This window comes from Verrucomicrobiia bacterium (assembly GCA_035629175.1).
In the GTDB taxonomy this organism is placed as follows: Bacteria; Verrucomicrobiota; Verrucomicrobiia; order Limisphaerales; family DASXHY01; genus DASXHY01.
In genome coordinates this window covers 12,771-38,693 of sequence record DASPIL010000066.1, presented here as the reverse complement: position 1 = coordinate 38,693, position 25,923 = coordinate 12,771, and the positions used below count along the sequence as shown (strand labels likewise).

General features: G+C 58.5%; 21 protein-coding genes and 1 tRNA gene. 8 read left to right on the top strand and 14 right to left on the bottom strand.

The genetic code is table 11. The features are described 5' to 3' along the window. Nucleotides 1-135 precede the first annotated feature (135 nt). Nucleotides 136-828 (bottom strand): FAD-binding oxidoreductase, encoded by a 693-nt coding sequence (locus VEH04_10750; GenBank protein ID HYG23250.1) that lies wholly within the window; start codon nucleotides 826-828, stop codon nucleotides 136-138. A gap of 329 nt (nucleotides 829-1,157) precedes the next feature. Between VEH04_10750 and lysS the strand changes: the two genes are divergently transcribed. Beyond that, a complete protein-coding gene (gene lysS, locus VEH04_10745; GenBank protein ID HYG23249.1) occupies nucleotides 1,158-2,642 on the top strand; it encodes a lysine--tRNA ligase in 1,485 nt (494 codons plus the stop codon). Nucleotides 2,643-2,661: 19 nt separating this feature from the next. On the opposite strand, the gene VEH04_10740 is transcribed toward lysS, so the two are convergent. The 4 genes from VEH04_10740 to VEH04_10725 are packed head-to-tail and all read right to left on the bottom strand — an operon-like array spanning nucleotide 2,662 to nucleotide 6,255. Further along, complete coding sequence (locus tag VEH04_10740; GenBank protein HYG23248.1) at nucleotides 2,662-3,342, bottom strand: DUF6498-containing protein; 681 nt, start codon at nucleotides 3,340-3,342, stop codon at nucleotides 2,662-2,664. Nucleotides 3,343-3,351: 9 nt separating this feature from the next. Next, complete coding sequence (gene rsmI / locus VEH04_10735) at nucleotides 3,352-4,071, bottom strand: 16S rRNA (cytidine(1402)-2'-O)-methyltransferase (protein ID HYG23247.1); 720 nt, start codon at nucleotides 4,069-4,071, stop codon at nucleotides 3,352-3,354. Between the two features lie 40 nt (nucleotides 4,072-4,111). Beyond that, nucleotides 4,112-4,882 (bottom strand): acyl-ACP--UDP-N-acetylglucosamine O-acyltransferase, encoded by a 771-nt coding sequence (gene lpxA, locus VEH04_10730; protein ID HYG23246.1) that lies wholly within the window; start codon nucleotides 4,880-4,882, stop codon nucleotides 4,112-4,114. A 2-nt stretch (nucleotides 4,883-4,884) separates the two neighbouring features. Beyond that, the gene (locus tag VEH04_10725; protein ID HYG23245.1) at nucleotides 4,885-6,255 is read right to left on the bottom strand and encodes a bifunctional UDP-3-O-[3-hydroxymyristoyl] N-acetylglucosamine deacetylase/3-hydroxyacyl-ACP dehydratase; all 1,371 of its coding nucleotides are present in this window, start codon (nucleotides 6,253-6,255) and stop codon (nucleotides 4,885-4,887) included. Nucleotides 6,256-6,317: 62 nt separating this feature from the next. Here VEH04_10725 and VEH04_10720 point away from each other — a divergent pair, with 62 nt between their 5' ends. Together VEH04_10720 and def are read left to right on the top strand one after the other, a co-directional pair. Beyond that, complete coding sequence (locus VEH04_10720) at nucleotides 6,318-7,247, top strand: ParB/RepB/Spo0J family partition protein (GenBank protein ID HYG23244.1); 930 nt, start codon at nucleotides 6,318-6,320, stop codon at nucleotides 7,245-7,247. A gap of 15 nt (nucleotides 7,248-7,262) precedes the next feature. Further along, nucleotides 7,263-7,838, top strand: a complete 576-nt coding sequence (gene def, locus VEH04_10715) for a peptide deformylase (protein ID HYG23243.1) — start codon at nucleotides 7,263-7,265, stop codon at nucleotides 7,836-7,838. A gap of 8 nt (nucleotides 7,839-7,846) precedes the next feature. On the opposite strand, the gene rpoN is transcribed toward def, so the two are convergent. Both rpoN and VEH04_10705 read right to left on the bottom strand, forming a co-directional pair. Then, nucleotides 7,847-9,343 (bottom strand): RNA polymerase factor sigma-54, encoded by a 1,497-nt coding sequence (gene rpoN, locus VEH04_10710; protein ID HYG23242.1) that lies wholly within the window; start codon nucleotides 9,341-9,343, stop codon nucleotides 7,847-7,849. A gap of 170 nt (nucleotides 9,344-9,513) precedes the next feature. Beyond that, nucleotides 9,514-10,191 carry a response regulator transcription factor gene (locus VEH04_10705; GenBank protein HYG23241.1) on the bottom strand — a complete coding sequence of 226 codons (678 nt, stop codon included), beginning with the start codon at nucleotides 10,189-10,191 and terminating at the stop codon, nucleotides 9,514-9,516. 134 nt (nucleotides 10,192-10,325) lie between these two features. Here VEH04_10705 and VEH04_10700 point away from each other — a divergent pair, with 134 nt between their 5' ends. From VEH04_10700 to VEH04_10690, 3 genes are read left to right on the top strand one after another with little or no spacing between them, the layout of a single operon-like run. Beyond that, entirely contained in the window at nucleotides 10,326-11,102 is a 777-nt protein-coding gene (locus VEH04_10700) for an MBL fold metallo-hydrolase (protein HYG23240.1), read from the top strand. Nucleotides 11,103-11,120: 18 nt separating this feature from the next. Further along, nucleotides 11,121-11,939 (top strand): RNA methyltransferase, encoded by an 819-nt coding sequence (locus tag VEH04_10695; GenBank protein HYG23239.1) that lies wholly within the window; start codon nucleotides 11,121-11,123, stop codon nucleotides 11,937-11,939. 10 nt (nucleotides 11,940-11,949) lie between these two features. Then, a complete protein-coding gene (locus tag VEH04_10690; GenBank protein HYG23238.1) occupies nucleotides 11,950-12,834 on the top strand; it encodes an endonuclease/exonuclease/phosphatase family protein in 885 nt (294 codons plus the stop codon). 19 nt (nucleotides 12,835-12,853) lie between these two features. Here VEH04_10690 and VEH04_10685 read toward each other — a convergent pair whose 3' ends face one another. Next, a complete protein-coding gene (locus tag VEH04_10685) occupies nucleotides 12,854-13,846 on the bottom strand; it encodes a glycosyltransferase family 2 protein (GenBank protein ID HYG23237.1) in 993 nt (330 codons plus the stop codon). Between the two features lie 101 nt (nucleotides 13,847-13,947). Here VEH04_10685 and sufT point away from each other — a divergent pair, with 101 nt between their 5' ends. Beyond that, complete coding sequence (gene sufT / locus VEH04_10680) at nucleotides 13,948-14,496, top strand: putative Fe-S cluster assembly protein SufT (protein HYG23236.1); 549 nt, start codon at nucleotides 13,948-13,950, stop codon at nucleotides 14,494-14,496. A 7-nt stretch (nucleotides 14,497-14,503) separates the two neighbouring features. Here the strand turns inward: sufT and VEH04_10675 are convergent, their stop codons facing one another. After that, on the bottom strand, nucleotides 14,504-17,932 hold the full coding sequence (locus VEH04_10675; protein HYG23235.1) for a tandem-95 repeat protein: 3,429 nt from the start codon (nucleotides 17,930-17,932) through the stop codon (nucleotides 14,504-14,506). Nucleotides 17,933-18,333: 401 nt separating this feature from the next. Beyond that, nucleotides 18,334-18,409: transfer RNA gene (locus VEH04_10670), tRNA-Ala, on the bottom strand. A 177-nt stretch (nucleotides 18,410-18,586) separates the two neighbouring features. Between VEH04_10670 and VEH04_10665 the strand changes: the two genes are divergently transcribed. Next, nucleotides 18,587-19,081: a response regulator gene (locus tag VEH04_10665; protein ID HYG23234.1), complete on the top strand. Its 495-nt coding sequence runs from the start codon at nucleotides 18,587-18,589 to the stop codon at nucleotides 19,079-19,081. 6 nt (nucleotides 19,082-19,087) lie between these two features. Here the strand turns inward: VEH04_10665 and VEH04_10660 are convergent, their stop codons facing one another. The 4 genes from VEH04_10660 to VEH04_10645 are packed head-to-tail and all read right to left on the bottom strand — an operon-like array spanning nucleotide 19,088 to nucleotide 25,868. Further along, nucleotides 19,088-20,869, bottom strand: a complete 1,782-nt coding sequence (locus tag VEH04_10660; GenBank protein ID HYG23233.1) for a response regulator — start codon at nucleotides 20,867-20,869, stop codon at nucleotides 19,088-19,090. Next, the gene (locus tag VEH04_10655) at nucleotides 20,866-23,268 is read right to left on the bottom strand and encodes a PAS domain S-box protein (protein ID HYG23232.1); all 2,403 of its coding nucleotides are present in this window, start codon (nucleotides 23,266-23,268) and stop codon (nucleotides 20,866-20,868) included. The genes VEH04_10660 and VEH04_10655 overlap by 4 nt, the downstream gene beginning before the upstream one ends. Nucleotides 23,269-23,272: 4 nt before the next feature. Then, entirely contained in the window at nucleotides 23,273-23,869 is a 597-nt protein-coding gene (locus VEH04_10650) for a YfiR family protein (protein ID HYG23231.1), read from the bottom strand. Between the two features lie 22 nt (nucleotides 23,870-23,891). Then, nucleotides 23,892-25,868, bottom strand: coding sequence for a TonB-dependent receptor (locus tag VEH04_10645; GenBank protein ID HYG23230.1), 1,977 nt, complete (start codon nucleotides 25,866-25,868; stop codon nucleotides 23,892-23,894). Between the last annotated feature and the right edge of the window lie 55 nt (nucleotides 25,869-25,923).

Sequence of the window (25,923 nt, the reverse complement as noted above, 5' to 3'; positions counted from 1 at the left end):
TCCTCCTTTCGCCAGCCCCTCTCCTCCGCTCCGAGCGGAAGAGAGGGAGTTAAGATGGAGCTGAGCCTGGGCGACTCACCCTTCTGTCTGATCATCAACGGCTTCGCTGATTCGTGTGCGCCACGGGAAGGACGCTTATCCCCACTTTTCGGTCTTCATCTGCTGCTTCGTTGCACCCAGTTCAAAGACGATGCCCTCGGCAAACTCGACAAGCGCGTTGGGCCCGCATGCATAAAAAACTGTGTTGGCGAGGTCCGTTGTATGCTCGCGGAGCCATGCAGGTTCGATGCGGCCGCGGCGGCCGATCCAAGGGTCCTGCGCTGCCAGGCGCGTGCAGGTCACCAGGAACTTGAAGTTGGGGTTCTCCTGTTCCAAGCGGCGAAATTCCTCGTTGAAAATGACGTCGTTTGTTGTGCGAACGCTGTAGAGAATGGTGATCTTCGTCTCCAGCTTTCGCCATGTGGCTTCACGGACAAAGCTGCGGAAGGGGGTAACACCCGAGCCGCCCGCGATGCAGATGAGATGCTTGCCCGGCTCGTAAACAGGAAGGAATCGTCCCGTCGGCGGAAGGACCATCATCCTCTGGCCCGGCTTGATCCAATCCACAATGCGCGTGCCCATCTTGCCATCGCGCCGAACAGTGAACTCATAAAAGCCGCGATCCAGCGCGCAGGAGGAAAGCGAATAGGCGCGCTTGTAATTCGGTTCGTCGGGCCAAAAGCAGGTGATGAACTGGCCTGTTTTGAAGTCGGGGTTGTAACGGTCAGGCCACTTGAGCCGAACGGTTTTCGTGTCGGAAACTTCACTTGTCACTGACTCCACAGTCATTTCAGTTGCTTCACGGCTCATATCTGGATGCCCGTAGCAAAGCCCGTTTCGACAAAGGTGTCAAAGCGGGACTGCGCAGCGTCCGGCCGTGGCGCCGGTTTCTCGCGACGAGTCGGGACTGTATCGCCGCGCTTCCAAGCCGGCAGGCTGCTGTGAATGCGGGCACCTAAAAACCTTGCGACACGTTTCTCCTTTGTGGCATCCGCCATTCGCCAATTCGCGCGCGATCGGTTCCTTGATCATCGTAAGGCATTAGGCTGCAAGCCGGCGCTCCAGCGATTCGCTTCTTGGATTCGCCTTCGCTTTGGTGTTTCCTGCCCGCTGCATTTATGGAACAGCAGCATCAATCTTTGGACGCGCTGATGGCGCAGCGGAAGGCGAAGCTCGAGGCTTTGCGCAGCAAGGGCATTGATCCATTCAGGAACAAGTTCACGCCTGACCGTTCCTGCAACGACGCCCGCTCGCGGTTCGACCAGGGCGAACTGCCCGAAGGCACACGTGTCTCCGTCGCTGGCCGGATCACCGCGCACCGTGACATGGGCAAGAGCATGTTCATCGACGTGCGCGATCAAAGCGGCCGAATCCAGGTCTACGCGCAGAAGAACGTCATTGGCGACGAGCAGTTCAGCATCTTCACGCATCTCGACCTGGGTGATTTCATTGGCGTCACGGGCACGCTGTTCCGCACCAAGACAAACGAGCCAAGCATCAAGCTGGAATCCTTCACCATCCTTTCAAAGGCCCTGCGGCCTCCTCCGGCAAAGTGGCACGGGGTTGAAGACATGGAGATTCGCTATCGCCAGCGGTATCTCGACCTGATCGGAAACCCTGACGTGAAGAACGTCTTCCTGAAGCGCAGCGCCATTGTGCACGAGATCCGGCAGTTCTTCGCCAGCCGCGGTTACATCGAGGTGGAGACCCCCGCGATGCAGCCGATCCCCGGCGGCGCCGCGGCCCAGCCGTTCAAGACGTTTCACAACGCGCTTGGCAGCGATTTCTATTTGCGGATCGCGCCCGAGCTCTACCACAAGCGGCTGCTCGTCGGCGGAATCGACAAACTGTTCGAGATCGGAAAGAACTTTCGCAATGAGGGATTATCGCGGCGGCACAATCCGGAATTCACAATGCTCGAGGCGTATCACGCGTTTGCGGATTATGAGGTGATGCTTGAGACCGTGGAATCGCTGATCTGCCACGTGGCTGAGAAAGTCCTTGGAACATTGGTGATCGAGCACAAGGACGCTGAAGGCGGCGTGCAAAAGACGATCGACCTGACGCCGCATTGGAAGCGCGCGAAGTACAAGGATCTCGTCCGTGGTGTGGCGGGGAATGATTGGTTTGACGTCACGCCCGAAGAACGCCGCCGCCGGGCCATGGAAGATCTGAAGCTCGCCGGCGACATTGCCAAGGGCTACGAGGATTTTGAAGTCACGGGTGCGGTGTTCGAAAAGCTGATTGAACCGACCCTGATTCAGCCAACGTTCGTCACGCATCTGCCCAAGGAACTCGTGCCGCTCGCGAAACTGTCGCCTGAGGATCCCACGTGTGTTGAAGTCTTCGAATGCTGCATCAACGGCCAGGAGATTTCCCCGGGCTATACCGAGCAGAACGATCCGATCGTCCAGCGCGACCGCCTGGAGCATCAGGCGGGAGGCGAACAACAGAAGGTCGACGAGGATTTCCTGATCGCGCTCGAGCATGGGATGCCGCCCGCAGGCGGGATCGGAATTGGGATCGATCGCCTGTGCATGATGCTGCTCGGCCAGGAGAGCATTCGCGACGTGATCCTGTTCCCGCAATTGAAGCCGAAATAACCCGCTTCAAAGCTGATCGTCAGTGCCTGGATGCAGCGGTCGCGGGATCGGATTCAAACTTCTTCCGTTCAGCGAGGTGGCTGGCGAGGTCGATCATGATCTTCAGGACAATGAGGACGATGAGGCCTGCGAACGGCTCCTTCAGCGCAGCCATGAGCAGTCCGCCGCCAAGAATTGTTACGTGCAGCACGAAAATCCGCGCATACGGTTGAGCCATGAGACGTCCGAGATCGGCGCGTTTGTATTCGCCTCCGCGCAAAAAGTTCGAGACGAAAGACACCCCGTGGCTGGCCACGAGACCGACGACAGCCCAGAACAGGTGATACTCGCGGATGACGTTCAAGAATAGCATCGGGTTGGGTGAACTCATGCCGCCGCCCGGTTCCTCACCGAACAGCGCCAGGACGAAGATTCCGTGGACCAGCGTGAACATCCCGAAGTGAAAGCAGAAGAACGGGATGAGGAACAGTTTCGTGGCGCGGGGAAAACCGGGCGTCGGAGGAACGACAGCCATCCGTAATACATTGAACAAGCCGATGACGACGTTCTCGACCCAGAACAGGAACATCAGTGAGAAGACGTCCCACTTGAGGAGCAGCACGCCGAAGATCGGAACGAGGTTGGCGGCGAGCAGCGCGATCACGGACGGGCGCAGCCAATCGTCCCGCGAAATCTGCCTCAATGCCTGCAGTTGGACCACGGCAGAGAACTACTCCGCCGCGCGTGCGGGCGCAAGGCTGGGTGCGGCCAAGACGACAAATTCGCCCTTGAGCGATCGCGTCTTCAGCTTCTCCTGCAGTTCGGCGGGAGTGCCGCGAAGGTATTCCTCGAATTTCTTTGTGAGTTCGCGCGCAAGCACCACCTGCCGCTCCGGCATGACTTCGAGCAATTCGCCCAGCAACTTTTCCACGCGGTAAGGTGATTCGTAAAACACCAGAGTTCCGGGAACCGTTGCCAGTCCCCGCAACTGATTGCGCCGCTGCCCTGATTTGTGCGGGAGGAAGCCCACGAAATGAAACTCGTCAGTCGGCAGCCCGCTCGCAGTAAGCGCCGCCACCAACGCGCTCGCGCCGGGAACGGACTCAACCCGCAAGCCTGCAGCGATTGCCGCCTTCACCACGCGTCCGCCCGGATCGCTGATTCCAGGGCTGCCAGCATCGGTCACGAGCGCGACCTTTTCGCCACGACGCAGGCGTTCAATGATCTCTTCGCTGCGGCGCGCCTCGTTGAATTGGAAGTAGCTCAACATCGGCTTGCTGATTTCAAAATGCCTCAGCAATTGCCCGGAACGGCGGGTGTCCTCGGCGGCAACCACATCACATTCCCGCAGCACCCGAAGAGCGCGCAAGGTGATGTCCTCAAGATTGCCGATGGGCGTCGCGACGAGGTAAAGCGTTCCTGGCGCCAATGGGGGAAGGTCATTCGGCATGGTTGACTCAGTGGCGAAAGGCTTCAGCCCGCCGGCGCTGTCACTTGCTGATGCCACGTTCACTCGTGCGGACGAATTGCACAAGGTGCGCCATCTCCGGAGATTGCGGCAGTTCCTTTTCGATCCGGGCAATTGCGTTCGTCAACGTAAGCCCTTCCCGAAAGAGAAGTTTGTAGGCCTGCCGCAGCGCGCTGATGGTTTCATCGGCAACGCCATGGCGTTCCAAACCTATCTTGTTGATCGTGCGGGTCTCGGCCGGGTTGCCATCCGCGAGCATAAATGGCGGGACATCCTGCACCACCTTGGAGCAACCCCCAATCATCGACAGCCTGCCAACCCGGCAGAACTGATGAACGGCGGAGATGCTGATCACCGCATGATCCTCAACAGTCACGTGGCCGCCAAGCGTGGCGGCGTTGGACATGATGATATGGCTGCCCACGCGGCAGTCATGAGCGATGTGACAGTATGCAAGGACGTGATTGTGCGAACCCAGCGTCGTTGCATTGCCGTCGCTTGTCGCGCTATGGATCGTCACGTATTCGCGAAACGTGTTGTTGCTGCCGATGACGGTTCGCGTTAACCCGCCCTTCCACTTCAAATCCTGCGTCTGCAACCCAATGCTGCAGAACGGATACACTTCATTCTCGGCGTCCAGCGTGGTATGGCCATCGATCACCACGTGCGAGTGGAGCCTGCAGCGCGCGCCGAGCTTCACGTGCTCACCGACGATGCAATACGGCCCAATCCTGCAGCCTTCGCCGACCTGCGCGGAGGGATGGATGACGGCGGAAGGATGAATGTCGGACATACTCAGGCTTCAACCAGCATGAACGTGACTTCCGCTTCGCTCACAATGTCGCCCCGCACCTTGCAGACGCCCTTCGCCTTTCCGAGCTTCCCTCGAATCTTTGTCATCTGCACTTCCATGACCAGCACGTCTCCAGGCACCACGGGCTTGCGCCATTTGACGTCTTCAGCAGCCATGAAATAGGCGATTTGGCCGACATTCTCTGCCCGGCGCAACATCAGGATGCCTGCAACCTGCGCCATCGCCTCGAGCTGCAGAACGCCCGGCATGATGGGGTGCCCGGGAAAATGGCCCTGAAAAAACGGTTCGTTGATTGTGACGTTCTTCACGCCGACAATCAAATTCCCCTCGATCTTCGTGATGCGATCGACCATGAGGAACGGATAGCGATGCGGCAGAATTCGCATCACCTGGTTGGCATCGAGCGCCCCCTGCTCGTCCATGATTTCAACCAGGGACTCCTTGCCATCGCTCGGTGGCGGCGGCCCGAAAGCCTGGGCGGCCCGCAAGGGTTTCTGCATTTGCGCGGTCACAAGGCGCGCCAATTCACAGTTCGCCATGTGGCTCGGTTTGACCGCGATCAAATGTCCCTGCAGCGGACGCCCGACGAGTGACAGGTCGCCCACGATGTCCAAAATCTTGTGGCGAACAAATTCTTCCGCATAACGCAGCGGTTCAGTCGTCAGCACGGCGTCATCGCGAATGACAACCGCATTCTCAAGGCTGCCGCCGCGGATCAGTCCGTTCTTGATCAGGTATTCGATCTCTTCGTAGAAGCAGAACGTGCGCGCGTTGGAGAGTTCCTCCTCCCACGTCTTGGGGGTCAACTCCACGCTGTAGAACTGCGTGAATCGCCCGCCGCGATCCGAACTGGTGCAAGTAATTTTAAAGCCGTCGTACGGAAACAACGTCATTTCCGTTTCGCCCAATTGCAGTTCGATCGGCGCTGACACCTTGTAAACATCGCGCCGTTCGTTCTGCGGCGCGAAGCCTGCATCCTGGATCATGCGGCAAAACTCGCGTGAACTGCCATCCGCAATGGGGGGTTCATTTGAATCCAGCTCCACCACTGCGTTGTCGACCCCGTAACCAGCGAACGCAGCAAGCACGTGTTCGACGGTGTGAATTCGCGTGTTGCCCTTGGCCAGCGTTGTGGAGCGGTTTGTTTCCGCGACATTCTCAACGCGCGCTTCAATCTCCGGCTTGCCATCAAGGTCGATGCGGCGGAATCGGATGCCGGAATTGGGGGGCGCGGGCAGGAAGGTCATGTTCACCCGGTTGCCGCTGTGCAGGCCAACACCGGAGAACTCTGCAGGGCGACTGAGTGTCTGCTGATGTAACACGCCGGGATTAAACAAACGCAAGGAGACCATTGCAAGCGGCGAGATGCTCGCGTCGCGTTGACATCGCTTCCATGCTGCGACACTCTGCGTGCATGGCAAAACCAGCTTTGGGCCGAGGTCTCGGCGCTCTTCTGGGCGGTGCGCCCACAGCGGCGAAACCGCCATCGCCGTCCCCTGCCCAGGCGTCCCCCGCATCCGCTCCTTCCGCTGCCATTGTCGCCGACGATCGTGAACGCGTGCAACGGGTGCCCCTGAATCGCATCCAGCCCTGCGCGTTTCAGCCGCGAAAGGATTTCGCGCCCGAAGCACTGCAGGAGCTCGCCGATTCCATCCGGGAGCAAGGCATCGTTCAACCGCTGATCGTCCGCGACGTGGGTCATCACCTCGAACTCATCGCCGGGGAACGCCGCTGGCGTGCCGCACAGCTTGCGGGATTGACGGAGGTTCCAGTGATTCTGCGTGAGGCCGATGATCGCGCGGTTCTTGAACTTGCGCTCATCGAAAACCTGCAGCGCGAGAACCTGAACCCGATGGAAGAGGCACTCGGCTATTCGCAGCTGGTCAGCCAGTTTCAACTCACCCAGGAGGAAGTTGCGCAGAAGGTTGGCAAAAGCCGCGCGGTGGTCGCGAATGCGTTGCGGCTGCTCAAGCTTCCCGCGGCGCTGCAAAGTTACCTCCGTGAAAATCGCCTTTCGGTGGGCCATGCAAAAGTGATCCTCGGCTTGCCCACGGATCGAGAACAGCAGGGCGCGGCGGAACGGGTCATCAAGGACGGTTTGAACGTGCGCCAGACGGAAGGCCTTGTCGCCAAGCTGCAGGCACGCGGCACCGATCCCCGAAAGCCTGGCAAGACACCGATCCGGGACGCCAACATCACCAGCCTTGAAGGCAAGCTGCGCGAACGATTCGGAACCAAGGTGCAGCTGCGATACGCCTCGGGAAAAGGAGCGCTGGAAATAGCATTTTTTAACGACGACGATCTCGAACGGATTTTGCAGATTGTCGGCGTGACCACGGATTAGCATCGAGGAGACGGGATGATCTTAAAAGTCGTCAAATACGGAGAACCTATCCTGCGCAAAAAGGGCAGCCGCATCGAAAAAATCACGCCGGAGATTCGGCAGTTGATCGCGGACATGTTTGAAACGATGTACGCCTACAAGGGCGTCGGTCTTGCAGCGCAGCAAATCGGCGTGGCGGTTCAACTCACAGTCATCGACATCCGCGGCGTTACCGACCGTCCGTCCACCCTGGAACTGGATGGCAAACCGGCGGTCCCCGAAGACTTCATGCCGCTGGTCCTTATCAATCCTGAAGTGAAGCCCATCAACGAACCCGTGCCAGGGCCGGAGGGATGCCTGAGTTTCCCCGAGGTGTATGCCGATGTCTTGCGGCCGGAAAGCGTGGATGTGAAGGCGCTCGACAAGGATGGAAATCCATTCGAGTTCCGCTGCGGCGGCCTGCTCGCGCGCGCTGTCCAGCATGAAACCGATCACCTGCACGGAATTCTGTTTATAGATCGGATGGACAAGACCGCGAAGGCGGAAGTGCAGGATGAGCTGGACATGCTCCAGGCCGAGACGAAGGCGGAATTGAAGGCGAGGAAGAAGTAATCCGCGCGTCAGTAAACCTTCCGCAGGTTCGACGGCAGGATGTTCAACTCGGTGCGATACTTGGCGACGGTCCGCCGGGCAATCACAATGCCCTTTTCCTTCAGCATCTTCACAACTTCCTGGTCTGACAGCGGCTTCGCTGTGTTTTCCTTGCTGAAGATCTCGGAAATCATGTCCTTCACGCTCGTGTTCGACATTCCCGCGCCGCTCTCAGTCTGGATGCCGGCAGTGAAGAAATACTTCATTTCGAATATGCCTTGCGGCGTATCCATGTACTTGCCTGACACCGCGCGGCTCACGGTTGTTTCGTGGACACCCACCACCTCCGCGACCTGCACCATTGTGAGAGGCTTGAGGTGCGCGACGCCCTTCTCCATAAACTCGCGCTGACGCTTCACGATCTCGCGGCCGATGTTGAGAATGGTTTGCTGCCGCTGGTGCAGGCTCTTGATCAGAAATTTCCCGGCACGGATCTTCTCGCGAATGTAATTGCGAACCTCGCTGGAGTTTTCTCCCTGGGACATCAGATCCTTGTAGGTGTTGCTGATGCGCAGGTGAGGAATGTGCTCGTTGTTGGTGGTGACTACAAATTCATCGCCCGATCGCAAAACGAAGACCTCAGGCAGCACGTACTGATCGTTGTCGGGAAGAAAGGCACGCCCAGGACGCGGCTCAAGCCGCGCGATGTTTTCCAGCGCATCCTGAACTTCGTCGACCTCAATGCCGATTCCTTTCGCGATTTCGGGGATGCGGCGTTTGCCCAAGGCTTCCATGTAATCGCGAATGATCTGAAATTCCAGCGTGGTCTCCTTGCCGGAGCGGCTGAGCTGGATGAGCATGCATTCCTGCAGGTCCCGCGCAGCGACGCCAGGCGGGTCAAACGCCTGCACGGCCTTGAGAACCTCCAGCACCTTCTCCACGGGGACATTCGAACTGGCTGCCAATTCCTCCGCCGTGGCCTTCAGATAACCATAGTCATCGATGTTGCCGATGATATTTTCGGCAATCGGCCGGTCGGACTCTGGAAGGGCGGATTCCCGAAGCTGTTCCATCAGGATTTCCTGGAGCGAAGTGCCCGCAACCAGCGAATCGAACATAAACTGCCGCTTCTCTTCATCTTCAGGCGACATGCGCGTTGGCGTGTTCGTCTGGGAAAAATGGTCGCGCCACTCCTGGTCCAATTGAACAAGCCGCTCAAACTCCGCCTGGAAGTCGTCGACAGGCTCGCTGGAGGGCTGTTCCGTCGCGGGATCAAAATTCAAGTCTGCAGGCGGCTCGCTGGGATCCGCGGCTTCAGCTGCGGCGTCGCTCTCCCGTTCCCGCTCCTGCATATCCATGTCCGTATCAGCAATCTCCTCAAGAACCGGATTCTGCTGAAGCTCCTGCTCAACCAAAGCCTTGAGTTCCAGGGTCGGCGCTTGAAGCAGCGCAAGCGACTGCTGGAGCTGCGGCGCCAGCACCAGCGACTGCGTCAATCTTTGCGACAGTTGTAAGCCCTGTGCCATGTATGGCCGGTAATCTAAAGGCCTGCCAATAAAGCACAAGCATCAATTGGCACGGCTTTCGCTTTTCCCTGCATATTTTCCTAAAGAAAAGGCCAGGAGAACCGCATCTTGACACGAAAAAGCGCGCCCGGCTGCGGACGCGCTTTTCGCAAAGTTCAGGATATCCCCGCTCAGGCAAGAACGCCAGCCGGCACACCGCGATCGACCAGTCCCTTGGACAAGGCATACCGGGTCAATCCGGCCACATCATGAATGTTCAACTTGTTCATGACTTGCTGCCGATGCTTTTCAACAGTCTTGATGCTGATGCAGAGCTCGGCGGCAATCTGCTTGTTGGAAAATCCCTCGGCAATCAGTTGCAGAACTTCCGCCTCGCGCGAGGTGAGCTCAATGCTCTTCTTCACAGGCTGGCCGTTTGCAAAGGCTTCGCGGCATTGGTCGCGCAGGCGCTTGGCGATCGTCGGGCTGAAAAAGGCGTTGCCCTTCTGGACTTCGCGGATCGCCTTCAGCAGGTCGTTCGCCGCGGTCTGTTTCAACAGGTAACCGGAAACTCCAGCCTCCGTCATCTGCTGCACACAATCGTCATCGCTGTAGGATGTCAAAACCAGAACCTTCGTGGAAGGCACCGCCTTCAGAATCTGACGGGTTGCCTCGAGTCCATTCAGCAGCGGCATCGCGACATCCATGACGACAACGTCCGGCGGGGTCTTGCGGACCATCTGGACAGCGACGCGGCCATTTTCAGCTTCGCCAATTACCTCAATATCCTCTTCAGGGCGGAGCAGAGCCTTGAGGCCCTGGCGAACAACAGTGTGATCATCAACGAGTAGCACGGAGATTTTTCTCATAGGTTTGTTGCGAGTGTTCTAACAGGACGATGTTGCCGCACAAATAGGGTGACGACCCCAAACTGAGTAGCCGCTCGCGTTTTGGCGAAATTGATTGCCCCGATTTCACGCGGTGAATAACGTCAACCGTGCCTGTGCAATTCACCATTCTCGGCAGCGGTTCGGCCGGAAATTGCGCGTATCTGGAAACACCCGAAACGCGTGTGCTGATCGACTGCGGATTCAGCGCCAAGCAGATCCGACAGCGCCTCGCCTCCATAGGCCGCACGCCCGAGAATCTCACCGGGATCCTCGTCACCCACGAGCACATCGATCATATCCACGGCCTTGGAGTTCTCGCGCACAAGTTAAACATCCCCGTGTATTGCAATCGCGCCACGCACGACGCCATTCGTTTCCAGTTCAACGTGAAGATTGATTGCCGCCTTTTTGCGACAGGCGGATCCTTCGACCTCGGCGATGTCCACGTGGAGACTTTTTCGATCCCCCACGACGCGCAGGATCCCGTGGGCTATGTGCTGCGGGCGGGGAGCGCGAGCGTTGCGTTCCTTACGGATCTCGGCCACATGACGAAGCTGGTGACGGAACGGGTCCGCACGGCAAACGTTCTCGTGCTGGAAGCAAATCACGACGTCAAGCTGCTGCAGGATTGCCCTCATCGGCCCTGGAGCCTGAAGCAGCGGATTCTTGGAAGACACGGGCATCTGTCGAATGCGGCGGCAGCGGATGCGATCGCAGACGTGATGTCCGCGAACCTGCAGCATCTGTTCCTTGGTCATTTAAGCCGCGAATGCAACAAGCCAGCCCTGGCGCATGCCGCCGTGATGCAACGGCTGGAACAGATCGGCGCAAGCCACCTTCCGACAACCGTCGCCAGCCAGGACACTCCCTGCCCCACGCTCAGCCTTTGAAGGGGCACACGGCCCGGCATGTTTACGGTTCGCACCATCGACTCGCTCGAGCTCCCCGAACTGGAACCTTATCGCACAATGCGGCGTCCACAGGAGCATTGCGACCGCGGAATCTTTGTGGCCGAAGGTGAAAAGGTCGTGCGGCGGTTGCTTGAGAGCGGATTCGAGGTGGTCTCGTTGCTCCTGCCGCAAAAATGGGTCGCCGATTACGAACCATTGGTTCGGGCCAGGCCGGAAAAGGACCTCCAGGTATTCGTCACGGAAATGCAGGTGCTGGAGCAACTGGTGGGTTTCCCAATGTTCCAGGGAGTTCTGGCCGTTGGAAAAATCCCGGAGCGCGCCAGCCTCAGCGATGTGCTGGATCGAACCGCTGCACCGCGTTTGTGGGTGGCGATTGACGGACTCACCAGCGCGGAGAACGTGGGAACGATTGTGCGCAACTGCGCCGCGTTCAATGCCCACGCGCTGCTGGTCGGCGAGAATTCGTCCAGTCCCTACCTCCGCCGCGCCGTTCGCAACTCCATGGGTGCCATCTTTCACCTTCCCATCATCGAAAGCCGCAACCTCGTCGACAGCCTGCAGACACTTCGACGGGAAGGCGTTCGCGTCATCGGCGCTCATCCGCACGTGTCGGGCTCTTTGCTTTGGGATGCGCAGTTCGCGGGCGATTGCTGCCTCGTCTTCGGCAGCGAAGGCAGCGGGCTGTCGCCCGAGGTGCTGAAGATCTGCGACAGCTGCGTGGCGATTCCAATGCCGCCCAACGTCGATTCCTTGAACGTCAACGCCGCAGCCGCGGTTTTTCTCTATGAAGCCAGCCGCCAACGCCGCAATGTATGATCCAACAACTATGAAACGATTCATTCAACAAATCTCCCTTGCATGGAGCGCGTGTTTGCTGTCGTGCATCGCTGCGAACGCAGCGGAAAGCCCAACCAACGAACTCTGCGTCGCCACCTACAACATCCGCTACGCAAGCCCCACCGGCGCTAACGCCTGGCCTGAGCGGCGGCCGCTGGTGTGCGATGTCATTCGCGCCATGAATCCTGACGTCATGGGCACGCAGGAAGGGCTCCTGCCTCAGCTGAACGATATTGCCGAAGCATTACCGCAATATCATTGGATTGGCGCGGGCCGCGACGGCGGCATGAACGGAGAGTTCATGGCCGTGTTCTATCGCACCAACCGGCTTCAGCCGTTGTCGACGAATCATTACTGGCTGTCCGACACACCCGAAGTGCCCGCGTCCACTTCATGGGGCAACCGAACCCGCCGCATGGTGACGTCGGTCGCATTTCGAGACCGGCAAACGGGAATCACCTTCGACTTTGTAAACACGCATTTCGACCATGAGGTGCCGGTCGCCCGCGTCCGCAGCGCACAACTCATCCGCGAACGGCTGGGCAAGGTGAATTCCCCGTTTGTTCTCCTGGTTGGGGATTTCAATACCAACGCTGAGTCAAACCCTGTCTACGACGCGCTCACGGGGGAGGGTTTCCTCAAGGACACTTGGACAGAAGCCGCCAAACGCATCGGCGAAGGCATTGCGACGTTCAACGGTTTTCAAGCCATCCGCACGAATGGCGCACGGATCGACTGGATTCTCACCCGCGGCAATGTTCGCGTCGATTCGACTGAGATCGTCACAACACGTCCCGATGGCAAATGGCCAAGTGACCACTTTCCCGTTGTGAGCCGAATGGTATTGATGCCGTCGCCGGCCAAAGCCGAATGACGGATTGAATCTGCAACGCCTATCGCGCCACGGTTTCAAGCATCACGGGAACTTGTGGACGATCGGCGGCATCGCGTTTTAAGTCCGTGAACAATCCACGCCAGAATCCGATCCCATAGAACACGTGGCTCAGCAAGAGCAACGGAAGCGCGAACAGGCTGCGGATCATGCCGTGCGCTGGGATGGAGCCGATTGTTTGGAGGAGCAACGCAAGTCCGTACCCTGCGAGCGGCGCCGCCCAAATAATCTTCCACGCAGCATCCCGGAAATTTCCGGGCGCAAAAACCATCGCCGCAAGCGACAGCAGGTACAGCACGAACAACGGCGGCACAAAATTCGGCGCCGAGCCGAATGTTGGGTGAAGGCGGAATTGTTCCGCGCGGCCCCGGCCATACGTCCGCAACATGCGTGCGAACGAACGCAGGGAAGGTCGCGGCCGCCGAAGAACGAAGATGTCGGGATCGTACAGCAAAGTTGAACCGCGTTTTTGCAATGCATCCATCAACGCGTTCTCCTCGTTCGGATAGAGCGCCTCGTTGAATCCGCCCGCGTCCAAAAGCGCGCTGCGCCGTGCCATGAGGTTGCACAGGATCAATTCCTTTTCTCCACTGGCCCGGACTTTCCCCGTCTTCACATACCGCGCGCGGCTGGGACCAAATGCAATCCAGCTCGAGAGCACCACGCCAAAAACCTTCTCGATGTGCGGGGCATCAGGCGGACACAGGTTCGGCCCGCCAACCATTTGCACCTTGGGATCGCGAAAATGCGCCGCAGCTCGCAACAGGTTCGTCACAGCTGGAACGGAATCGTCATCCAGGAAATAGATAAGCTCCCCTCTCGCGGCGCGGACCGCTGTGTTGCGCTGCACTGATGGCTGACGTCCGCGCGCCACAAGAATCTCCAGTTGTTCCTTCGGGTACTCCAGGCAGCGCGCCGCCGCCACGGCCTTGATCTCGGACTGATCGGGCCGGGCGGCGATGATCACAGAGACGCTGGGCAGGTCGTCGCTCACGGACTGCAGGCTAGGGAGATCGTGTTCGCAGTTGAAAGTTCAAAGTTCCGAATCTGCATTGCATCCGCGTCTTGGTTGGTTAAGTTCAGCCATCCCAGATTATGCATCAGGTCACCACAGTTGAATTAAAGCGCGATTGCCCGGCAGTCCAGATTCCCGCTGGCCACTCCGTCATCCTGCCTGCTGGAACAGCGGTCGACATAACGCAAACGCTGGGCGGCACCTACACCGTGCACACGGGTGGGGGTTTGTTTCGCATTGCAAGCGGCGATGCCGATGCACTGGGCCTTGCCGATGTTCGGGAGCAGCAATCTGTCACGAAAGCGAGCGGGGAATGCGCCACGGATGAGCAGGTGTGGGAAACGTTAAAATCGTGTTACGACCCCGAAATCCCCGTAAACATCGTGGACCTCGGCCTAGTTTACGAAATGAAACGTGAACCGCGCCCCAGCGGCGGGTGCTCAGTGCAGGTGAAGATGACCTTGACCGCGCCAGGTTGCGGAATGGGTGGCGTGATCGCGGGGGATGCGCAGCAGAAACTTCTGGGTTTGCCCGGGGTGGAGGATGCCCAAGTCGATATTGTTTGGGATCCCCAGTGGCATCACTCGATGATCACCGAGCAGGGCCGCCGGGTCCTCGGCCTCGAGTAGATCGCGCTTAGTTCCCGTTCAATTCAACGGCGCTCAATGAGTCGGTTCCCAGCATGAAGCCGTATCCAACGCCCTGCTTTTGCAGCACCACGCCGGAGAACGCCAGAGGCTTGGATTGTCCGGGCACCGAAACTTTTCCGCTAAACAAACCACTGCCCGGCGCGAATCGCAGGGCGATCGCGTTCGTGCTCAAATTCAACACCTGATTCAAAGGCGAGATTTCGAGGGCATTCTGAACGGGAGCTTCCAGGTTTCCACCAAAGAATCCGATGGTTGCCACTGGGCTGTTCAACACGTTTGTGCCGGGAATGGCCGTGTAGCGCGATCCCATTGCTTCCGTGGTGTGGCTGATGCCAGAGGGGAAATACCGCGCTTGAGCCGCGTTCCGCACCCAATACACCGTACCTGAGATGTCATCGTTGATGCGGTTTGTAAATTGAAGCCAGCTGATCACCGCGCCTTGTCCGCGATTGAGGGCTGCGAAGAAGGGCCATGTGCCATCCTTCGACAGCGCTGCGCTCTGTGTGACCTTGGTGCCGTCGCCGAGCAACCCGGCGAACATCGCCTTGCCCAGCGCATTCACTTTAATGATCCCGTGTCCATGTCCTTCAGGCCCGCCGGATGTTTCCGATCCAGGCAGCACCATGGTGTAGTTGCCGGCGAAAGGAGCCGGATTGGTGCGATTGAAAACGGAACGATCACCTCGCAAGACCATGTTGACCGAGCCTTCCAGCATTCCAAACACCTGGTCTACCGTGGCGTCTTCACCCATTTGCAGAGTCAGGACCATGGGAGCGATACCGGGCCTGTTGATGATATTCGTTGCGCGGCATTGCAGATCCAGCTTTCCACTGAAAGCGACGCGTGTCGTGCCTACTTGAATCCTGCCTGAATATCGGCCGTGATTCGCCACCACCAGGTTGAACATGCCGGAACTTCCCACGCGAATACCTTCCTCTTCGTGAATGAGCCCGCTGTAAACGCCAGTTCGATACGGCGACGGAACAAAGTTGGCCTGCACCACCATGTTGGAGCGCGCAGTGAAACGAATCTTTGTGGCTGACGAACTAAAACTGCCGCTCCAGCCGGCAAACTCCTGGCCTTTGGCGGGGACAGCTGTGAGCGAATAAACCTTTCCCGCCACCAGCGGTTGTCCGCTCTTGGCGCCCGAGACGGTCCCGTCCCCTGCGGTGAGGATCATCAACATACCCGGGGCTGAAGGCGGAGCAACGACCTCCAATACAAAGGATGTGCTGGAAGTGGCAACGCCGTCGCTCACACTGATTGTGATTGTGGCTTTGCCATATTGCCCTTTGATCGGCATCAGCCGCACGGTCCGGGCTGCGCCAGTTCCGGCGAAGACGATGTTCGTCGTGGGAATCAATCCCGGAGCAGTGGACGTTGCAGTAATTGTCAGCGCGCCCAGATCGACATCAGCACTTGCAACGGTGAACGCTATGGGTGCGGTGTTGGAGTTGATTCCAACCAGTTGGTCGGGAATATCGCTGATCGTGGGCGGCGCCGTAACTGTTACGGAGAACGAGCGTTGCACGATGTTATTGCTCCCGGCGTTGTCATTGACAGTAACGGTGATGAGCGTCGTGCCCGTTGCCAGGAACTGCGGGGAGAAGGTAAGTTTGCCCGTCGCCGCAGGACTGGAATAACTGACCGTGGGGTTAGGAATGATTCCGGGGACGCTGGACACGGCATTGACTGACAACACCTGCGTTTCATTCGCGGCACCCGAACTGATTCCAGCAAGGTTGACGGTTTGCTGGCCCGAATTGCGGGGAATAACGAGATTGGCCAGAGGCTGCAACGTGGGCGGCGTATTGACCGGATAAACGGTGACCGTGAAGCTGCGGGTGACAATGTTGTTGCTCAACCCGCCATCGCGCACAGAAACCGTGATGGTGGAGGTCCCGTGCGCGTTGGTGGCGGGCGAGAATCGCAGCGTGCCTGTTGTGTCAGGACTGGTGTATGTCACAACAGGGGTCGCAATTAGGTTAGTGTTGCTCGATGAAGCAGTGATGGTAAGCGTCTGCACTTCAGTCGAAGATCCTGATGAGATGCCGTTGAGCTGCACGATGCGCTGGCCGGCATTCTCGGGGATAGAAAGGTTTGCAAGCGGCTCGAGCGTTGGCACCTGATTCACCTGCGCCACGGACACCACGAAGCTGCGTGAAACCGAGCTGTTGTTTCCACCGCCGTCATTCACCGTGACAGTAATCGTCGCGGTGCCGCTGGCGCCCGTCACGGGCGTGAACGTCAGTGTCCCCGACGCAGACGGACTGGCATAGGAAACATCTGGCGTTGGAATCAACCCGGGGTTGCTTGAAGCAGCGGACACGACAAGGGTCTGATTTTCATTGGGGGCGCCCGAAGAAATTCCAGCCAGGTTCACGATGCGCGTTTCTGCATTCTGCGGAACAGAAAGATTGGCAATTGAGTTCAGCGTCGGCGAATCGTTCACCGCGTTCACGGTCACCACAAACGTCCGGGTCACGTTCGCGCTGCCATCATTGACCGTCACGGAAATCGTTGCGTTTCCAAACGCGTTTGCAACGGGGCTGAAGGTCAATGAACCCGCAGCGGCCGGGGAGCCATACGAAACCGTGGGATTGGGAATGAGAGAGGGATTGCTGGACGTTGCGCTGACGACCAGAACCTGAGCCTCGTTTGCCGCACCTGATGAAATGCCACTGAGCGCCACCGTTTGCGCGGCCGCGTCTTCGTTAATGGTTATCGCACTGATCGCGTTCAGCGTCGGTGTGTCATTCACAGCAGAAACTGTCACAAGGAAAGAGCGGGTCGTGATTCGGTTTGTGCCGGCGCCGTCATCGACGGTTACAGTGATCGTCGCCGTTCCGAACCCATTGGCTACAGGAGTGAAACTTAACGACCCGGCGGTCTGCGACGAAGTATAGGTTACGACAGGATGCGGAATCAGGGATGGATTGCTTGAAGAGGCGGTGACGATTAAGGATTGGACTTCGCTGGCGGAACCCGAACTGATTCCGGAAAGCTGCACTGTGCGCAGGCCGAAGTCCTCAACAATGTTCAGATTGGGAAGCGAGTCCAAAGTCGGCGGCGTGTTCACAGGAACCGGAACCGTGTAGGAAACCTCGCTGGAGTATTCGCTTTCCATTCCGAGAATGTTGTAGGCGGTCGCTGCAAAATAGTAAGTCACGCCCGGAAGCAGCCCGTTGACGACCAGGTTTGTCGTCGCACCGGCATCAATGCGGTTCGTGTAAGTGCGGCTGGCGACGCCGTAGTAGACGTTGTATCCGATGACGTTGGTATCGGCGCTCGCATTCCAGATAAGGGTTACGCTTTGAGCGGCGCGCGCGTTTGAAGCGCCGAGCACGAGAGAACTGATGGCAACCAGCAGAAGTGCAAGGCGTGTCCAGCAGCGACAAAATACATTCGAGTCCATCACGAGGACTCCCCATTGCATAAGGGCTGCCAACGGTGCGGAATTCGTCAGCAAGGTTGAAGAAACGTTCAGTGTACCGCCGCGTCCCAAAAACCTTCGCCGATCCGCGCCAAATCTGTCTCAAACACGGACGCGAACAGCTCCAGTTCCCCATGTGGAGAGACACGGTTGAACCGCCGTTTCAAGACATCATGCCGCGGTGTTGTCTTAAAAAAGAACAAGCCGATTCTTTCTGTCTGATGATGTCCATCAGCGCTCGTTACAGGCGGGCGCATCGCTTGCGTTGACGCGATCGGGCGGAGGATGGAACGGGAGATCGATCACGGAGAAGAATCCTGACACACGGAAGCCGGGCGAAAACGGAGAATGCGAAATCGCAGGGAAACCCAAGCAGGCGTGGATGGTGGAGCCGAGGGGATTCGAACCCCTGACCCCCACAATGCCATTGTGGTGCTCTACCAACTGAGCTACGACCCCATCCAGAGCGACGGAAATCTAAGGGCCGCCCTTGAATTGTCAAAACAAGTTTTCGCTCGATGCGCCCGCGCTGCGGAATCCGTTTTCCGGGGGGCGCAAAGCCCATCGTTGATGGGGTGAACTCCGGGTTGTGGCGTGAGGAACGATTCCCATAAGGTGCAGCAAGCTCCGAACATTATGGCAACAAAGATCACTGTACCCGTTGAGGACCGCACGCTCACGCGCAAGACAATCCTGCTGGTGGAGGACAACCGCGATGACGAAGAACTCACGCTGCGGGCGCTCCGCAAAAGCCATATCATGAATGAGGTCATCGTCGCGCGCGACGGCGCCGAGGCTCTTGAATACCTGTTTGGACAGGGCAATTCCGCCCACACCGCCGACAGCGAGTTTCTTCCTGCAGTTGTGTTGCTTGATCTCAAGCTGCCCAAGGTCAGCGGCATTGAAGTGTTGCGTGAGATTCGCGGCCACGCCCGCACACATCACTTGCCTGTCGTGGTGCTCACCAGCTCAAAAGAAGAACGGGACCTCGCCGACGTTTATGATCTTGGCGCCAACAGCTACCTCTACAAGCCTGTGGACTTCGAAAAGTTTGTCGAAGCCGTGGGGCACGTTGGAATGTATTGGGTGCTGTTCAATGAACTTCCAGCGGCCGCTCCGGTCGCCCGTTGATCTTCATCACATCGCAAGCTCGAGCGCCCGCTGATCCAGGTTTCGCCGAACGATGGAGATGAGATCAATCGGATGGTACGGCTTGGACAGAAAGTTGGCTCCCTCTGCAAGGGCGTGTTCCTGGTCGACCGCCTCGAGACTGTATCCAGTCGTATAAACTACCTTCAACTCCGCCTTGGCGAGTTGCAGCTGCTGTGCGAGTGACCAGCCCGAAATCCCCTCAGGCATGACCATATCCGTCAACAACAGGTCGATCTCATGACCGCGTTGCTCCCATATTTTCAGGGCTTCCACGCCCGAACCCGCCGGAATAACGCGATAGCCGCTCTGCCTCAACAGATTCGCGGCAAACTCGCGCAATGCTTCCTCGTCTTCGACCAGCAGAATCGTTTCGTCTCCTCCGGCCGGGCTCTCGGTTCGACGATGGTGATGCGTCATCAGGCGATCTTCAGCAATCAACGGCAGGAACACGTTGAATGTCGAGCCGCGTCCGGGCCGGCTCTGCACATCAATCCAGCCGTCATGCTGCTTCACAATCCCATAGACCGTGGCGAGACCCAGGCCCGTGCCCTTCCCCGGCTCCTTCGTGGTGTAAAAAGGTTCGAACAGGTGCGGCAATGCGTCAGGTGATATTCCGCAGCCCGTATCGATGACCGTGATGCAGGCAAAAACGCCAGCCCGCGCCGCGGGCAGTGTCATTCGCGCTGGATCGCTGATGACCACCTCGTCAGTCCGGATCATCAGCGAGCCGCCCGACGGCATCGCATCGCGCGCGTTCACAACGAGGTTCATGATCACCTGCTCAACCATGGCGCGATCGGCCTTGACGCCCAGCTTCGCGCCAGAAGGCTGGAACTGCAGACAGATGTCCTCACCCAAGAGGCGGCGCAACATCTTGTTCAAATGCGTGATCACCTCGTTCAAGTCCAGGAATTCCCTGTGCATCCGTTTCTTGCGGCTGAATACCAGCATTTGCGACGTGAGATTCGCAGCCCTTTCCGCGGCGATGTCGATTTGCGACAACGCTTCCAGCGCGGAGTTTCCCTGCGCTGGGTCCGCGAGCAGGCACTGAGCGTAGCCGCGAATCACCGTGAGGAGATTGTTGAAGTCGTGGGCGACTCCGCCAGCCAGCTGGCCGAGCGCGTCCATTTTCTGCGATTGCCGAAGCGCCTCCTCTGCCCGCGCCCGCTCCTCCATCTCCAGTTTCAATTGCGCATTGGCGTTCTGCAGCTCCTCGGTGCGCCGCCGCACCGTGTCCTCGAGATCTGCCAGGTGTAATTTCGCGCGCTGGCCCAACTGCCACTTTTCGCCAAGCGCATGCGCCAATTGCAGCACTTCAATGCTGTCGAACGGCTTCTTCAAAATCAGAATACGGTCGCTCTGGCCGAGCTTCTCCATCATTTCACCCCAGGAATAATCCGAAAACGCGGTGCACATCACGATCTGGATGTTCGGATCCTCCTGCAACACCCGCGACGCGGTCTCAATTCCATCCCAGCCAATCGGCATCCGCACGTCGATAAACGCAATGGCAAACGGCTTCCCTGCAGCCACGCCCGATTGCACCAGGGCGAGGCCTTCCTGCCCGCTGCTGGCGCATGATAGCAGGAACGGCTGGCTGCATGCGTCCCGTGAATCAACCGGCCCGAATAGCTGCTGCTCCATGTCGATCATGACGTGCGGCGCCCCCGCCGCCGGTTCCAGGATCTTACGAAAATCTGCGTGAATGGCCGGGTTGTCGTCGACGACAAGCAATCGGTGCGGAATGTGAATGGAATTCGATTTCATCGGGCTTTGGGAACTGCGATGGGCAATTCGAGAATAAAAGTTGCGCCGCGTCCCAGGCCATCGCTGCAAACCCGCAGGATGCCACCCATTTCCTTCGCCACCAGTGCGCCGCTGTGCAGGCCAAAACCATGGCCCTGCTTGCGGGTGGTGAACCCATGGCTGAAGATTCGCGTCATGTTTTCAGGCGGGATTCCAATCCCGTTGTCTGCAACGGCAATGCTGATCGTCCCGCCCGATTCGGCGACGCGAACCGTGATGCGTTTATCAGAGCGTCCCGACTCATCGCACGCGAACTTGGCGTTGCGGATGAGGTTCACGAGGATTTGAAGCACCTTATGCTTCTCAAGGGTGACGGTGGGCACAGGAGAGAATTCACGGACAACCTCCACCTCGTGCCGCGACAGCGCGCCGGCATTCATTTGCAGGGCATCCTCCACAAGCTCAACCACCGCGACTGTCTCGGTGATCCCTGACACCTTCGCATAGCTTTGCTGCATCGCGACGATGTCCTTGATGTGTTCGATGTTCTTCCGCAACAGGTCCAGTTCGGCAACATTCTTCTTCTGTTCCAGGATCAGCTGCTGGGAGAGTTGTTGCAGATACCGCGGCAGTTGCTGGCCGCGCGGATCACGAGCTATGAATTCTCCAATGCGCTCGCCATGCTCCTCGAACAACGCAACCACCTTCGGCAAATTGGCGGCCTTGGATTTTTGGATGCCGTCGGCGACCAGCGTGGCGGAGATGTTAACGCTGTTGAGCACATTGCCAACGTTGTGCAGCACCCCGGTCGCGACTTCTGCCATGCCCGCCTGGCGCGATGTTTCAATCAGTTCCTTGTTGAGCGCGGCGATCTTGGCCTCGGACTTTTTCCGCTCGGTAATGTTACTTAGAAACCCATGCCAGACCACTGCGCCGTCGGAATCACATGTCGGAACCGAATGCAGTTCCACCCAGATTTCGCCAACATCCGGATGGCGCACGCGGAACTCGTCGCGCCACGGTGTCATCGCCTGCTTTGATTCCTCAATGGACGCGCGCACGCGCCCGGTGTCGTCAGGATGAATCCGGCTGAAGATCACCGATGCGTCATGTTCAACTTCCTGCGGGCTGACGCCATAAACTTCCTCCACTCGCGGACTTGCGTAGGGCATGCAGGTCGTGCCGTCGGCATTCAATCGGAAGGTGTGGATCACGCCGGGAACCGTTGCCGCAATCCGCGCAAGGCGCTCCTGCATGGAAAGCCGCTCGCGCAACGCCTCCTCAGCCTTCTTGCGTTCCGTGATGTCGCGGAAACACCAAACGCGGCCGACATACTTGCCGCTCACGTTCTGCGGTTGCGTGTGCCTCTCAAAAACACGTCCATCCGTGAGCTCAATGATATCGGAACTTTGCGCCTCCCGATTGTCATACAGCTCGCGGACATGGCTCAGGAATGCCTCGGAATCCTTGACCTGTGACGTCACAAACTCAAGCAGCCTGGAGTCATCCCGCTGCGAAATGAGCTCGTCGCCGATGCTCCACATCTTAAGGAACTTGGTGTTGTATTTCGTGACCCGGCCGTTCTCGGCAACGACAAGAATGCCGTCCGCGGTCGATTCCAGCGTTGCATTCAGCAAGGAGAGCGAGCTGGCGAGCTCCGCAGTTCGCGCGTGCACACGGTTCTCCAACTGATCCCGCGCGCTCTGAAGCTGGCAATCGCGCTCCTGGATCTGCGAAAGCATTTCATTGAATCCGACGATCAGCTGTCCCAGTTCGTCCTCGCTCTCCTTCTTCACCCGGACCGAATAATCCTTTTCGATCGCGACCGCCCGGGCAGCGCGTGCAAGGCTCTGGATCGGTTGCGAGATCACGCGTTGAAGTTGCGCGGAGAGCACGAATGCAACGAGCAGCGATACTGCAAAGACGGCGGCGACGATCCACAAATAACGCTTCAGACGTTCTGAAAGCTCCTTCAGATCATACACGACCACGATGGTCCCGATCGCCTCCTTCTGATGCAGCATAGGGCGGATGAGGATCAGGGAATCATTGGTGAACTGGTGGTCCGCGTGCAGATACCGTGGAGCGGCAAGTTCAACGGGCGCCGAGGGTATGCGCTGGAACATCGCGAAACGCGCCCCGTCGCGTTTGAAAACAGCAGCCGCCAGGATGTTGCGTTCGCCGTGGAGCGCGCCAAGGGTTTCCTCCGCCGATTCGGTGTCATTAAAATCAACTGCAGCAGTGCAGTTGCGTCCGATGATGTCAGCAAGGCTGCTGGCTTGTTCAACGAGTTCCTTGCGGAATGTCGTTGCGTCGTACCACACAAATGCCGTGCACGCGAGGAGCAGCGTGGCAGCGCTGGTCAGCAGGATGATCAGGACCTGCTTGCGCTTGATGGATGCGTTGGTGAAGAATCGCATGCGTCTACTCCTTTCCCCTTACGGCATCCGCCAGTGCCAGCAAACGGGAACTGATCTGCAGCTGGGCAGCGCGCGCCGCCTTCAGGTTCACCTCAAAACGCACTTTATTCTCCCGCTTTACGAACATGATAACCCCGCCGCGATCCGCGAAGTCGTCAGCATCGCCAACCGTGATCGTTGGCTTTTCGGATACTGCCTTAAGAATCTCCTGCGTGCGTGACTTCTGCGTCGCGCCGATGAACAGCATGTGGCAGTTCTCCGGAACACGCCCGTCCTCGTAATCCAGCACCAGCACGGGCCGGCCCGAGATCACCTTGTTCTTCGCTGCGCGCTCGAGCTCCTGGTGAATGCGTTCGTCGCCTGCAATCGCGATTCGGATGGGAGCATTCGTTGTCGCGAAGGCTTCTGCGGGCCAACTGATGTATTTCGCGAAATTCAGGAGGCAGAGCGCCTTCACCTGCGGCTCCGTCATCACCAGGTCTGAACCCGCTGCGTTCGGCAGCGCCCCAAGGCCGCCGAGCATCGCGGACGCAAGCACGAACGCCCAGCAGCGTCGCAGAGCGCGCTGAACCAGAAGGTTCGTGGCAGGCAGTATCAACATCAGTCAACGTGTAATCGGCTGTTCAAAACCGCACCGTCACCTTCCCAAAAACCGATCGGGGTATCTCCGCGAAACGCGCCGACTTGTAGCCGCCGAATTCCGGGTGTCCGCCGTCGAAAAGGTTTTGTCCCCAGACAGAAAATTCAAAATTGTCGCTCAGCTTCCAGCTCAGCCCGAGATCGCCCCGGAGATACGCTGGAATGCGCACGGGCCCTGGGGAGTTTTGCGGCACGGCTCCCAGAGAGCCGACGTAATATGCCGCCGCGTGCATCTCCCATCCGCGGCCGAACGACACGGTCGACCGAACGTTGAACTGGTGCTCTGGATTGGTGACGTCGGAATAGGGACTCACCTCGAAGTGACTGCGCCACCAGGTGTAGGAGGCCGTGAGGCGCCAGGCCGGGCTGACCTGCCAGCGCGACAACAACTCAGCGCCGTACGTGTAGCCGCTGATGCCATTTTTCGGGCCGTAATCCTGTACAACATGCGGCACGGGCGTTGGTTGGAATGAAAAGCCGCCCACTCTGTTTGCGAGCAGTTCGTAGTCGTTGTAGAAGCCTGCCACGTCAAACGAGAGCGACGCGCTTGGCTCGATGCGATAGCCGAGTTCATAAGCGATTACCGTTTCAGAATCCGCGTGGCGGTTCGGGGTGGCCGTGACAATCACGGCAGGATCGGTGGGCGCCATCGGGGGCACTGCCCCGATGTTGATCCTTCCGTCTCTTTCCAATCGCGTTGGATTTCGAACTGCCCGGGCCAGGGAAGCCCACACTGTCTGCTGTTCCGTTGGCGTCCAGAGAAGCCGCCCGCCCGGTTGAAACTCAAATCCAGTGTAATCATTGTGCTCGATTTTAGAACCGATCGTGACCGAGAAAGCGTTCTCAACAATCGAGATCTCATCCTGAACGAATGCGTTGAACAGGTTCTGGCTGGTTCGCGCCGGATTCCACGACACTTCTGCTCCGCCAGCATCAACGTAGTCCCGCGTGGTGCGAAAACCGGCGCCCCACACAAACTCGTGCCGTGCGAGTCCGTGCCAGCGATGCTGAAGATCCACGTCCCATGTGTCGCGCGTTTCGGTAACGTGATTCTGGCCCGGTGCAAACTCGTTGGGCGATGCGACCAGGGTTCCGCCTCCAACAGCATGTTCACGTTGGTAGCGGTCATAATAAACCTGGAGGCTCAACTCAGACTCGTCAGAGAAGTGACTGATCCAGCGACCCAGCAGATTTCCGCCCGACGCGTCAGCCTCAATTCCGATATTGCGAAAGGCCGGCGCCGGGTAAATGGCGATCTTCCCGATCTGCTCACCGAAAACGCCGCCGTAATACTCACCAAGGAGTGTGAACCGGTTTTGGTCTCCCGGCTCCCAATCCATCCGCAGCCCGCCGCGCGCAAGCGACCAATCATCGGACATGCTGTTGCCGCTGGCGCCGTCAAAACCTTCGCGGTTGTAGTATTTCGTATAGACCCGGTAGAAGAAATTCGAACTGAGGGTTCCGCCGTAACGCGCACTGACGGACGGCTGCTCTTCCGTGCCAAATGAAGAGGAAACGAGTCCGCCCTGGGTCTCGCGCGCGCTCTTGCTGATGATGTTGATGACGCCGTTGACCGAATTGGCTCCCCACAATGTGGCGCCGGGACCGCGAATCACCTCGATGCGATCAAGGTCCTCCAGCACAAGGTCAGGGGTGTTCCAGTGCACCCCGCCGAACATCGGACTGTAGACACTCCTCCCGTCCATAAGGACCAGGAGCTTGTTGGAATACTCATCGTTCATCCCGCGGGCTGACACTGCCCAGCGATTTCCGCTGATTCGCGCGACATGGACACCAGGCACGGCGCGCAGCGCTTCGGGAATGGTGTTCGCCCCCAGCGTCCGAAGGTCTTCGTCCGTGAGGACAGCAATCGCAGCCGGAGCGCGGTGAAGTCGAGTCTCCTTTTTTCCAACTGAAGTCACCTCAATGTTGATCAATTCCTCCAGACTGAAGTCAGCCACGCCGTCCGCGGATGCAACGGAGAATGCTGCACACAGCAACAGGCACACCGCAGAT